Origin of the sequence: Nocardia sp. NRRL S-836, from assembly GCF_001279525.1 — a bacterium.
Classification (GTDB): domain Bacteria; phylum Actinomycetota; class Actinomycetes; order Mycobacteriales; family Pseudonocardiaceae; genus Lentzea.
Genome location: NZ_LGDY01000096.1, coordinates 65,867 through 78,289, shown reverse-complemented (window position 1 = coordinate 78,289; position 12,423 = coordinate 65,867). Strand labels below are relative to the sequence as shown.

9 protein-coding genes are annotated in these 12,423 nt (G+C 71.6%); 4 read left to right on the top strand and 5 right to left on the bottom strand.

Annotated features, from left to right (window positions below; translation table 11 throughout):
- Positions 1-45: 45 nt before the first annotated feature.
- Positions 46-753 (bottom strand): hypothetical protein, encoded by a 708-nt coding sequence (locus tag ADL03_RS18520; protein ID WP_053734731.1) that lies wholly within the window; start codon positions 751-753, stop codon positions 46-48.
- A gap of 215 nt (positions 754-968) precedes the next feature.
- On the opposite strand from ADL03_RS18520, the gene ADL03_RS18515 reads away from it, so the two are divergent.
- Positions 969-1,904: a GGDEF domain-containing protein gene (locus tag ADL03_RS18515; protein ID WP_082373252.1), complete on the top strand. Its 936-nt coding sequence runs from the start codon at positions 969-971 to the stop codon at positions 1,902-1,904.
- A 74-nt stretch (positions 1,905-1,978) separates the two neighbouring features.
- Positions 1,979-3,073, top strand: coding sequence for a hypothetical protein (locus tag ADL03_RS18510; RefSeq protein WP_157528912.1), 1,095 nt, complete (start codon positions 1,979-1,981; stop codon positions 3,071-3,073).
- A 1-nt stretch (position 3,074) separates the two neighbouring features.
- On the opposite strand, the gene ADL03_RS18505 is transcribed toward ADL03_RS18510, so the two are convergent.
- The 3 genes from ADL03_RS18505 to ADL03_RS18495 are packed head-to-tail and all read right to left on the bottom strand — an operon-like array spanning position 3,075 to position 5,429.
- Positions 3,075-3,707 (bottom strand): DsbA family protein, encoded by a 633-nt coding sequence (locus ADL03_RS18505; protein ID WP_197288438.1) that lies wholly within the window; start codon positions 3,705-3,707, stop codon positions 3,075-3,077.
- A complete protein-coding gene (locus tag ADL03_RS18500) occupies positions 3,700-4,311 on the bottom strand; it encodes a TetR/AcrR family transcriptional regulator (RefSeq protein WP_053734728.1) in 612 nt (203 codons plus the stop codon). The genes ADL03_RS18505 and ADL03_RS18500 overlap by 8 nt, the downstream gene beginning before the upstream one ends.
- On the bottom strand, positions 4,308-5,429 hold the full coding sequence (locus ADL03_RS18495) for a glycosyltransferase (RefSeq protein WP_053734727.1): 1,122 nt from the start codon (positions 5,427-5,429) through the stop codon (positions 4,308-4,310). Before ADL03_RS18495 ends, ADL03_RS18500 begins: the two co-directional genes overlap by 4 nt.
- Before the next feature lie 87 nt (positions 5,430-5,516).
- On the opposite strand from ADL03_RS18495, the gene ADL03_RS18490 reads away from it, so the two are divergent.
- Entirely contained in the window at positions 5,517-7,637 is a 2,121-nt protein-coding gene (locus ADL03_RS18490) for a tetratricopeptide repeat protein (protein WP_053734726.1), read from the top strand.
- Between the two features lie 103 nt (positions 7,638-7,740).
- Here ADL03_RS18490 and ADL03_RS18485 read toward each other — a convergent pair whose 3' ends face one another.
- Complete coding sequence (locus ADL03_RS18485; protein ID WP_053734725.1) at positions 7,741-8,859, bottom strand: hypothetical protein; 1,119 nt, start codon at positions 8,857-8,859, stop codon at positions 7,741-7,743.
- A 332-nt stretch (positions 8,860-9,191) separates the two neighbouring features.
- On the opposite strand from ADL03_RS18485, the gene ADL03_RS18480 reads away from it, so the two are divergent.
- Positions 9,192-12,059, top strand: a complete 2,868-nt coding sequence (locus ADL03_RS18480) for an NB-ARC domain-containing protein (RefSeq protein ID WP_053734724.1) — start codon at positions 9,192-9,194, stop codon at positions 12,057-12,059.
- Positions 12,060-12,423 lie beyond the last annotated feature (364 nt).

Genomic DNA, 12,423 nt, shown 5'->3' with positions numbered 1-12,423 from the left:
GGCGCCTCCTCTCGTCCTCGGCAACTGCGGTCCAGGTCGCGAACTTCACGCGTGGCCGGGCGGGGTGCGCCGGCCCTTCATCGGGAACGTCCAGCCCTCACCGACCTCGAGCGCCTGCCGGAACCCTTCTACCGCAGCGGCTCTGGCCTGTGGGGAGAGTTCACCCGTGCGTTCGGCCAGCCGGGTGACGAACTCGACCACGCCGAGCTCGCGCAACGCCAGGAAGTCGGTCAGCTCCGAGTCGACCTTCGCCGCGACGTCGTCGTCGAAGAAGTACGCCGGGTCGGCGCCGAAGTGGTCGGCCAGGCCGAGGATGTGCTTGAGCCGAGGGTTCGCGCTGGACTGGCTGAGCAGCTCACGGATGTAGCTGGCGGAGATGCTGCCGTAGTGGCCGGAACCGCTGATCGAGGCCGCGACCTCCTCCGGTGACCACGGCCCGCGGTCGGGCGGGTGCACCGCCTCGAACAGCGTGCTCAGCGCGGTCGCGCGCCAGCCGGGACGTTCGCCGGGGTAGAGCTCACCGCGTCCGCCCAGGAACACGGCCGGGTGGACGCCCAGCGCGCCGGCGAGGTCGACGATGGCCTGGCAGGTCGGGTTGTCCTTGACCCCGAGCCGCAGCTGCGAGATGTAGCCGTGCCCGATGTCGCCACCGCGCTGCTTGACCGCCGCGGCGAGCGCCACGTTGGTCATCCTGCCCTGGTGGTGGGGCGGGTTGTTGCACAGCTCGTTGAGGACCTCGGCGAACGGCCTCACGCCACACCTCCGCTGGAGCGACCCATCGGCCGGCGATGATTCCACTGTTGTGGAACCGAGTGAGCATATGGCATCACAAGGGTTGAATCCACCCGTGCGTAGCCCTATCATCACAGTCCGCCGCTTCCACTGCTGTGTCGCGTTTGATCCGAACGACGTCACCTCAGTTGAACGTGGCAGCCAGGGCCGGTCAGGGCTGATGTCTGGGGGGACTGATGACGACTGCGCGGATGGGGCTGACGGTGACCGAAGGCGCTGCTCGTTCTCTTCGCCTGCACGACGAGAGCGCTCCCACTCGCTGTGGCTCGTGCGCACAGCCGGTCGGCGCGTGGGCGACGGACCGGCTCACCGGCCTGCTCGGCCGCTGGGGCTGGGACGACCAGGCGCCCGCGCTGTACCGCAGGGCCCAGCGCCGCTGGGAGCAGGTCGCGCTGCTGATGATCGACCTCGACCGGTTCAAGAAGATCAACGACGACTACGGCCACCCGGCCGGCGACGTGGTGCTGAGCGACGTCGCCGACGTGCTGGCCGCGCACACCCGCTCGGCCGACCTGGTCTGCCGGTACGGCGGCGACGAGTTCCTCGTGCTGCTGCCCCGCACCACGCCGGGTGAGGCGGCCGTCGTCGCCGAACGGGTCCTGCGCGGCATCAGGGCGTTGCGGACCGAGATCACCACCAACGACGGCTACGGCCTCACGCTGAGCGGCCAGACCGCGTCGATCGGTGTCTCCGCGCACGTGCCCGGCCCCGACGACACGCTGATCGACCTGGTCCGCGAGGCCGACGCCGCCCTGCAACGGGCCAAGCGCGGCGGCCGCGCGTGCGTGCGGGTGCACGACCAGGGCGCGTTCCCGGAACGCCGGCTCGACGCCTCCGCGCTGCACCACCTGCTCGCGTTGCAGGAGCTGGTGGGCAACGACCTGATGCCGCAGGTGCTCGTGGCGTTGTCGGACGGTCCACTGCCGTTCGAGGAACTGGTCGCCGCGGCCGGACCGTCCGTGCACCGGACGTTGGAACGCTTGCAGGACAACGGTTTCGTCGTCCGTCGCGCGGCGCGCTACGAGCTGACCGCCGCCGCGCGCGAGTGGCTGACCGACGTGCTGCCGGTCGTGTCGGCCTGGGCCGGTCGCCACCACGCGCACGTCACCTGATCGTCGGTGTATCAGGACCGGCCCCGCCGTCCTCACACTGGTGTTCCGGCATCGGCGGGAGGTGTGCGGTGGGCGTGCGGATCGTGCTGGACGGGCCACGTCCGGACGCGGGCAGGCGGGTGGGCAGGGCGTTCGCGGTCGCGGCCGGGGTGCCGCTGGTGATGGTCGGCGTCGTCGGCCTGATCGGACTCGTCTACCTGGTCGCGATGCTGGTGACCGACTCCGTCGCGAGCCACGACCGGGACAAGGCCGCGCTGTACACGGCGTGGTGCGCGGTCGCCGGGTTCGCCGGGCTGTGGCTCGGCGTCCAGCTGCTGCGCGGCCGCCGGCGGCTCGTGTTGTTCCTGCGGCGCTTCGGTTACGCGGACGCCACCCGCGCGTTGAGCTTCGCCGCGACTAACGCGATCGGCGGGTCGTGGCGGCTGGTGACGCTCGACGACGACATGATCCGCGGCATCGGCGGGTCGGCCGCGCCGCGCAAGGCCTCCGGGTTCGGCACCGTCGTCGTGCTCGCCGCGGCCGGTGCGTTCGTGTGGTGGTTCATCGAGTTCGGTGGCGACATGGTGCTGGCCGACTTCATGTCCTCGCCCCGCGGCAGCGATCCGCTGGACGGGATCGGGCAGGCGCTCGGGGCGGCCATGGCGCTCGGCCTGCTCGTGTTCGTGCTGATGTGGCTGCTGATCGCGCTGGTCGGCGTCTCGGTGCCGTTGCTGCTCTTCAGCTACCTCAAGGCACGCCACGCCGAACGCGCCCTGACCGAACGCATCCGGTCCGAACGCGACATTCCCGGCCGGGTCGCCCGGATGGCCCGCAAGAGCACCAAGATCCTGTCGCCGCGGCTCACCGTCGTGACGGTGGCGCACGCCGTGTGGCAGCAGGCCGTCGTCGCCTTCGCGCACGCGTCCGGGGTGGTGATCATCGACGTGACCGTGCCGTCGGAGGCGTTGCGCTGGGAGATCACGACCCTGCTGCCCGCGTTGGGACGGCGGTGTGTGCTGGTCGGCAGGCTGGACGCGCTGACCACGACGCTGCCGGACGGGCGGACCGTGATGGACACGCCGCTGGCGCGCGACATCGACGGGCAGGAGGTCCTCGCGTACCGGCCCGACGGCCCCGGGCTGCGCCGGTTCGCCAAGGCGTTGCGCGGCACCATCGAGGCGCGCGTCTGACTCAGCCGATGGCGGCCAGCCGTTGCTCGACCTCGTCCGCGTCGGCGTGCCCGCGTGCGAGCGCGTACGCCCGCGACCCGTCGACCGCGATCAGCGTCGGGAAGCCGTTCACGCCGAACCGGGCCGCGCGCTCGAAGTCCACTTCGGGCTGTGCGCCGTGGAACGCCGCGACCACCGCGTCGGCGTCGAGCCCGAATTCGGCCGCGATCGCGCGGAAGGTCTCCGGGTCGGACAGGCTCCGCCCGTCGTGGAAGAACGCCTGCTGCACCGCGATGGCCAGCTCGGCGGCCCGCTCGGGGGCGGCGTCGCGCAACGCGATCACGCCACGGGCGGCGGCCTCGGAGTCCATCACGAACTCGCCCTCGTCGAGCACCCGGTTGAAGGCGTCGCCGAACCGGGCGCCGGTGCGGGCGGTGACCTGGACGTTCGCATCCTTGATGAACCCGAACTCGCGGATCGGGACCCGTCGCGACCCGGTGAACAGGCCGCCGGAGACGACCTCGACCGGCAGGTCCGGGTGGCGTTCGGTGACGGCGAGCAGGGTGCCGGAGAAGGCGTGCGACCAGCCGCAGTAGGCGTCGAAGACGTAGACGAGCTTCACGACCCGGTACAAGCCCGCGTGCTGCTCAGGCATTCCCGCCGATCATGCCGACCGCCTGTCGGGCGAGCCACACCTCGGCCTCGTCCCAGCTCCAGCCGCACTCCCTCACCAGGGTCCGCCACGCGCCGAACCCGAAGCAGAACCACAGCACGTCCGCGGCCCGTCCGACGTCCGTGGTGAGCAACCCCTTGTCCCGCAGGTGTTCCGCCACCACGGTCAGCGCCTGCCGGTACGGGGCGGTGGCCTGCTCCCACAGCAGCGCACCGTCCTCATGCACCGGAAGCGCCGCGTAGAGCACCTCGACGACCTGCTGCTCGCCCTCGTTGCCCATCCGCGTGCCGCGCGCGAGCAACGTCATCGCCTCGGCCACGCTCGCCGTCCGCAGCACCGCCGTGGTCGTCGCCGCCGCGTCACTCCTGGCGATCGACTCGGCGACGATCTTGTGCAGCACGTCCGACTTGCCGCCCGCACTCGAGTAGACGGTCTGCGGCGCGACACCGGCCCGGTGCGCGATGTCGTTCACCGTCACCCGCGCGTACCCGTTGGCGGAGAACAACTCCGTCGCCGCACGCAGGATGTCGCGCCGGGTGTCGGCGGCATCCCGCGCGCGGCGCGGCGAGTGGTACGACCGGGTCATCGACCTTCTTCCAGCAGCACCGCCACCTCGTCGGCGGAGGGCATCGTGGCGATCTCGGCGGCGATCGCCGTGACATTCTCCCTGACGGCCCCGTCCGCCAGCACGGCACGCACCGCGTCCACCAGCGCCTCCGGCGTCTGGGCCGGCGGGAGCAGCGCCAGACCCGCGCCCGCCGCGGCGACCCGTTCGACCTGGAAGAACTGGTCGGCGCCCTGCGGCAGCACCACCAGCGGCACCCCCTTCGCCAGCGCCGCCGCAGTCGTCCCCGCCCCGCCGTGCGTGACCACGACGTCCACGCCGTCCAGCAGGTCCTCCAACGGCGTGAAGCCCACGAACCGCACCCGTTCGCGGTCGACGTCGAACTCCTCCGGCCGCGTCACCAGCCCGAGCGTGACGACGACCTCCACGTCCAGCCCGGACAGCGCGCGCACCAGCGGACCGAGCTTGGCCGGGTCGCCGAAGTACGTCCCGAACGTCACCAGCACCCGCGGCCGCCCCGCCACCGGCAGCTTCTCCGCGGCACCACCCGGCACCCGGAACGCCTCCGGCCGCAACGGCAACCACCCGTGCGGCGCCCGCCACCCCGGCGGCCGCATCGACGCGGGCCACGTGTCCAGCACCCACCGCCGCTCCGCCGCCGGCAACCCCCGCCGCGCGTGCTGCCCCTGCGCCATCGCGTCCATCGCCTCGGTGAACTCGGGCGGCATCGGCGGCCCGTAGGCAAGCGTCGCCACCGGCGCCCCCACCGCAGCCGCCACCAACGGCCCCACGTAGTCACACGTGTCCACGGCCACCAGATCCGGTGCGAACCCCTCGACGGCCGCCAACGCCTCGTCCGCGGACAGGTCGACCCGCGTCCCCGCGAAGAACTCCGCCACCGTGTCCGGCCGCGGGTCGTGCGCCGGATCCGCCCCGATCCTGCGCATGATCTCGGCGAACAGCGCCTCCGGCATCACCCCGGCCGGCAACAGCCGCAACCCCTGCCGCTCGACCACCGGCCGCATGCCCTCGGCGGTCAGCACCGCCACCTCGTGCCCGCGCCCGGCGAACGCACGGGCGAGCGGGAGCAACGGCAGCAGGTGCCCGTGCTGCGGAACGCTGGACATGATGATTCGCATATTGAATAACGTACGCCTCTAACGAATTGAGACGGGGTGCCATGGATCTCTTCCACGTCGTAGCGTGGAGCGTTGGGGTGATGCCGGGTGGCCGAAGTCGAGAACACCGTGTCCGGGCAGGTCAGCGGCAACGTGGTGCAGGCGGGGTCGATCGGCAGCGTCCACTTCCATTCCGTCCCGGCGGGAAACCCGGTGCCCCGGCAGCTGCCGCCCGCACCGAGGCTGTTCGTCAGCAGGGACGACGAGCTGACGGCGCTCGAACGGTGGCGGGAGCACGAGGACGACCAGCTGCTCGTGGTGGTCAGCGGGCCCGGCGGTGTCGGCAAGACCTCGCTGGCGCTGCGGTGGCTGCACGACACGCGCGAGCAGTTCCCGGACGGCCAGCTCTACGTCGACCTCGGCGCCCACGCCGAGGCCGCCCAGCCGGACGAGGTGCTGGAGTGGTTCCTCGGCGCGCTCGGCGTCGAGGTGGTGCCGCCGGGCCTGCCGCGCCGGCAGGCGTTGTTCCGCTCGCTGACGGCCGACCGCTCCTTCGCGATCTTGCTCGACAACGCCGCCAGCGCCGGACAGGTGCGGCCGCTGCTGCCCGCGTCGGCGAGCTGCGTGGTCGTGGTGACGAGCCGGTGGCGGCTGAGCCCGCTGGGCATGGACGGCGCCAGGTTCATCGAGGTGGACCCGATGGGGGTGCAGGCGTCGGTGGAGCTGCTGGAGCGGGTGCTGGGTGAACGCAGGCTCGCGGTCGAGGCCGACGCCGCCCGCGAGCTGGCGCGGTTGTGCGGCGGGATGCCGATCGCGCTCGGCGTCATCGGCGCCAGGCTGTCCCGGCGGCCGCGCCGCAGCCTCGCCAGGGAGGTCGACGAGCTGAGGACCGAGAACCGGCGGCTGTCCCACCTGGACCTCGGCGGCTCCGCCTCGGTGAGCGCGGTGCTCGACCTGTCCTATGTGGACCTGCCGCCGCGGCAGGCCCGGCTCTACCGCTTGACCTCGTGGCACCCGGGACCGAGCTTCGGTGTCGAGGTCGCCGCCGCGATGCTCGCCGACGAGGTCGGAGAGGTCGAGGACGACCTGGACGACCTCGTCGAGAAGAACCTCCTCAGCGAGGTCGGTGACGACCGGTTCCGGTTCCACGACCTCCTGCGCCTGCACGCACGGGAACAGGACGACGCGGACGTCGAGGAGGCCGTCCAGCGGGCCGTGGAGTTCTACCTCGACAAGGCGGTCGTCGCCGACTCCGCGGCGATTCCCGGCCGCCCGCGGGTGGGGCTGCGGTTCAAGTCGGCCGATCCGGACGCGTTCGGCTCGCGGGCCGAGGCGCTCGACTGGCTCGACTACGAGCGCGACAACCTCGTGCAGTCGTTGCGCGCGGCCGAGAGCCACGGCTGGCCGGAGCTGGTCTGGCAGCTCGCCGAGGCGATGTTCGCCCTGTTCCAGCGCCGCCACCACTACTCGGACTGGTTGTTCACCCACCAGCTCGCGGTGGCCGCGGCGCAGGCGTGCGGGGAGCAGACCGCCGAGGCCAGGCTGCGCATCCAGCTCGCCGTCGCGTTGCGCAACCTTGGCCGGCTCGACGAGGTGGAGGAGCAGGTGCGGGTCGTGCTGGAGCTCGCTGGCGACCACGACCTCGGCAGCCGGGCGACCGCGCTGGTGCAGCTCGGGCACGTCCACCGGCTCAGGGGCGAGTTCGAGGTCGCGCTGCGGTACTTCCGCGAGGGCGTCGACGTGGAGACCCGGCACGGCCGCGTCCGCGGCATCGGGCTCGCCCGGCGGCGCGTGGGCGAGGTGCTGGTCGAGCTGGGCCGCCTGGACGAGGCCGTCATCGAGCTGCGGGAGTCGGAGGCGTTGCTGGACAACGTGGTGGACAAGGCGCGGGCGCGGATGTTCCTCGCCCGCGCGCTGCTGCGCGCCGGCCGGTTCGACGAGTCGCTCGGACTGGCCAGCGGTGTGCTCGCGGACGTCCGGGACGCCGGCTCACCACTGCACATGGCCGACGCGTTCGAGCTGCTGGGCGAGATCGCCGAACGGCAGGGCGACCTGCCCGTCGCCCGTGACCACTACCGTGCCGCGCTGGCTTGCTACGGCGAATCGTTCGACCCGAGCGCTGACCGCGTCAGGGACCGGCTCGGCGCTCTCGATCGGAACGAGGACGAGCGAGCAGCCGACGTAGCGGCCCAGCACGAGCCTGGCGACGGCGAGGGCGAGCTCCGCTGACGGCTCCGGCGCCGTCAGCAGCACGTCCGCGATCGTCCACCACCGCCGCGCCGCCCGGTCGGTGCGCACCAGCAGCACACCGCTCTCCCTGTGCACGCCCTCGTCAACGAACACGGCTCACCGGCACCGGTGCGACCGGGGTGGCGTGGGCGGGCTCCACGATGCCGATCAGGTCGTACATCGCCGCGCGCAGGATCTCCTTCGCCCGGTCGAGACGCGAGCTGACGAGGTCCGCGAAACCGGGTACCCGCACCGCCGCGGTGAGATCGCCCGCGTAGGTCGGTACCTGCCGGCGCAGCACGTCGGCGAGACTGCCCGCGCGGACCTCCGGACAGGTCGCGAGCAGCACCCGCCTACCGATCGCGGCCGCGTACTGCGTCGTCGAGCCGTGGTCGCCGATGACGACGTCGCTCGCGATCACCGCTGCCCGCCAGCCCTCCTCCGGCGGGATGACGGTCACGTCGCTGCCGGCCAGCCACGCGCGCACCTGCCAGGTGCCGTGCGCCGCGCTGATGTTGGGGTGCAGCACCGCCGCGACCCTGGCTGTGCGCGGCAGCTCCCGGTACAGCTCCGGGCGGCGGGCGAACGTCGACTCCGGTGTCCACGTCGAGCTGATCGTCACCAGCGTCTCGCCGGGCTCGACGCCCAGCGCCCGGCGGTAGTGCTCGCGGAACGGCAGGCTCGCACGCATCCGGTCGAGGCAGAGGTCGCCCGCCACCACGGCCCTGTCCAGCGCCTCCGGGCAGGACCCAGCGAGCGTGTCGAGCTCACGGTCGTGGGACAGCACGATCGCCGCCGCGTGCACCTTGCCGTCGCGCATGAGCAGCTGCCGGTCGAGCCCGTGCACCGGCTCCGCGGTGTGGCGGACGGTCCGGCGCGACTTCAACGCGCTCGCGCCGTGCGGGAGGACGAGGACCGGGCCGGGCGCGCGGTCGACGAACCGGTAGCTCGCCGCGAGGACGAGGTCGAACTCGTGTTGCAGAGCCAGTTCCCACGGGATCACCAGCCCGCCGATCGCGTCGACGAACGCGGTGGTGGCGCCGCACGGCTCCGGCAGCGTGAAGTAGGTCTGCAGGCGGTGGTCGGCCTCCAGCAGCGGCAGCAGGTCGAGCAACCGCGTCCCGGCCACCACGCTCGGGACGATCACCAGCACCCTGCGGCATCCGGGCACCGTCACCCGGTGTGCACCGCCCGTGCCGAGCGGCGTCGTGAACCAGTTCATCTCGGGCTCCCTCGGTCGAAGTGGTGCACCGACGGTCCCGGCCGGGGTGTTCATTGAGCTGTCAGAAACTGTTCGCGCAGTTCAACCCCGTGCTGATCAAGGTGGCCCGAGGTGTTCAAGGCGCTATTCACAAGCACATGTCAATGGACTGTCACCTAACTGTCACGTATGCCCGCACGTGTGCGTTGCATTACCGCGGAATGCGGAGGACACTTTGTTCGGGGACGCGAGGGGTGGCGCTGGTGGATGCGCGATTCACGATTCTGGGACAAACGGGGATACGGGTCGGCGGTGTCGTCCGCACGCAATGGGGGCAGCTGAAGCTGCGCGCCATGTTGGCGGTGCTGCTCACCCGACCAGGGCAGCCGATACCTGCGCTGGAGCTGGCCGAATGGGTGTGGGGCGACGACGACGAACTGCCGAACAACCCGGTGCAAACGTTGTACTCGTATTCGTCGAGAATTCGCCGCGCCTTCGAATCGATGCAGATCCGGGTGGAATTGCCGGTCGTCAACGGCGCCTTTCGCGTCGACGTGGACCGCAATGCCGTCGACTACTTCCAGTACCGTGATCAGGTCGACCGCGCACGTGCTCTGGCCCGGCGCGGTGATCATCAGCAGGCCCTCGACGCGATTCGCGGCGCATTCACCATCTGGCGCCACCAGCGGCCACTGGACGAGCTCAGATCCGACCGCGCCGACGCCTGGCGCGCCCAGGCCGAGCGGAACGTGCGGATCCCCGCCTACGACCTGCTGTGCACGGAGTACCTCGTGCTCGGCGAGTACCCGCGCGTGCTGACGGAGCTCGACGAGCTCGCGCCCGACTACCTCGCCCACCCGGTGTTGCTCAAACGGCGGCTCGAGGCGCTCTACCTGTTGTCCCGCACCGAAGAGGCGACAGGGCTCTACCTGAGTGCCTACCAGTCGTTCAAAGCGGCGGTGAACGACGCAGCCGCACGCGACCTGCTGGAGTTCCACGAGCACCTCAAGGCGCACGGGGTCGCCCGCACCGAGCCGCAGACCGGTGCCGCGGGAGTGCTCGTCCCGCAACAGCTCCCGCTCGACGTCCCGACGTTCGTGGGGCACGGGGACAACCTCGCCGCCCTCGACGCCATGGCCGCACGACCGGGGATCGTCGTGGTGGACGGGGTCGGTGGCGTCGGCAAGACGGCGTTCGTCGTGCACTGGGCGCACACCCGCCGCTCCCGCTTCCCCGACGGCGTGCTCTTCGTCGACCTCCACGGCTTCTCCGACGGCGCCGTCGTGGACGCGTCGTCCGTCGTGGACCGCTTCCTGCAGGGGTTCGGCATCCCGCCGGACCGCATCGCCAACCCCGAGCACCGCCTCGCCAAGCTCCAGTCCGCGGTCTCCGGCCGCAGCCTGCTGGTGGTGCTCGACAACGCCAGGAACACCGCCCAGGTCCACTCGCTGCTGCCGCTGTTCTCCTCCTGCCTGGTCGTGCTGACGAGCCGGTCGCGCCTCTCCGGCCTCGCCGCCCGCCTCACACCCCACCGCATCTCGATCGAGCCGCTGGACACCGATGAGGCCGGCCGCCTGCTGGTCGACCGCATCGGCGCCCGCGGCAGCGACAGCGCCGCCCTCGCCGACCTCGCCCAGGTGTGCGGAGGCCTGCCGATCGCGTTGAAGGTCCTCGCCAACCACATCGCCACCCGCCCCTCCGTGCAGCTGAGCGCCTTCGTCAGCCACTTCCGCGAGCGGGGCGTCCTCGACATCGGCGTCTCGCACGGCCCCCGCGCCGTCTTCACGCAGTCGTTGCGCGCCCTCGACCCCGATGCACGGCTCCTGTTCCGCGCGATCGGCGCGCACCCCGGTTCCGGGATCACCGTGCGCGCCGCCGCGGCGATGGCCGCCCTCCCGGCCCGGCGGGTGCACGAGGCGCTGGACGCGTTGGCCGAGGCCCGCCTGCTGGACCAGGCCGGCGAGCTCGACCGGTTCAAGCTGCACGACCTGCTGCGGGAGTTCTCGGCCAGCCTGCTGGAGGACGCCGAGGAGCGGATGGCGATCGAGCGCCGCATGCTCGACTACTACCTGCGGACCGCCGAGCGGGCCGACCAGAAGATGTTCTCCACCGGCTTCCGGGTGCCCACATCGGACAGTGCCGAGGACGTCGACGCCCTGGAGTTCACGGACGTCGCCGCGGCCCACCACTGGGGAACGGTCGAAGCGCAGAACCTCGTCGCACTCGTGCGGTTCGCCCTGGAGGCCGGTTACCTGGAGCACGCCGTGCAGATTCCCCAGCTGGTGGGGGAGATCTGGTTGAGGCAGGGCCTCACCGGCGACGTGCTGAACCTCCTGCACGCCGGCATCGCCGCCGCGGAACAGCTCGGCGAACCGGCCGAGGAAGACGCCGCCGCGCTGAGGTTGCAGCTCGGGTTCACCCACCTGCAGCGCCAGGAGTACCGCCAGGCCGAGTACCACGTGCACCAGGCGCACCTGGGTTTCGTGCGGGCCGCCGGTGACCAGACGGTCGGCATCGCGGTGTGCCTGCACACCGGCGCACGGATCCTGGTGGCGACCGGGTCGATCCTGATGGGGATCGACTCCCACGAGCGGGCCCTGGCGATGGTCAGGCAGCTCGGTGAACGCGGGCGTGGCATCGAGAAGTTCTTCCTCCTCCGCGCCGGAGAAGCCTACAAACACGCCTTCGAGTACGAGCGTGCGGCGGACTACTACTGCCAGGCACTGGAACTGGCGCGAACCCAGGAGGACGAGGCGACGGAAGCGACCGTGCTGCTCCTTCTCGGTGCCCTGCGGTTCGCCCAGGAACGCACCGCGGAAGCGCGGGGGTTCGCGGAGGCCGCGCTCTGGAAGCACGCACGGCTGCATGCCGTCGGCATGGTCGGAGAGGTCTGCGCGCTACTGAGCGAGATCGAGCTGGACGACGGCGAGTTGTTCAAGGCGAAGCAGTACGCGCGTCAGGCATATCGCTTCTGCGGCCGCGTCGGGGCCTCGCTGAGCGAGGCGCGCGCACTCAGCGTGCTCGGCGGCATCCTCGGCCGCGCGGACCGGCGGGAAGGCGCGATCGAGGCGCTCGAAAGAGCCCAGGCGATCTTCGCCGACCTCGATCCGCACCGCGCCACGCTGCTCGCGGCCGACCTGGACGAGCTCCAGTCCGAGCGCGACATCCCCAGCTCACGCACGGGTTCGCCGGTGATCGACCGGAGGCCCGAGGTGCGCTAGGAGCTGTCACCAGCACTGACACCCGACCGAGTGCACCTGGGCGTCTGCGCGCGCACGTCACGCCGTAGCGGCAACACACTGAACTGCGTGGACACCAGGAAACGCGTGGATGCGGTGCGGCGCGGTCGCACGGTGCTGGGCTGGTCGTTGGTGGCTACTGCTGCTGCGGCAGGTATACGGGCCGTGATTGGCCTCAAGACCGTGGAGGAGGCCGAGCTCGCTGTGCGTGCGAAGGACGGTGCGGGCATCACCGCCGCGTTGCACGCCGGGCTGACCTACGGCTGGCTCGGGTTCGCCGTGCTGACGGCGGTCGCCGCGGTGCCGTTGCTGCTCAGTGGCGCGGGGCGGCCCTTCGCGGCGGCGG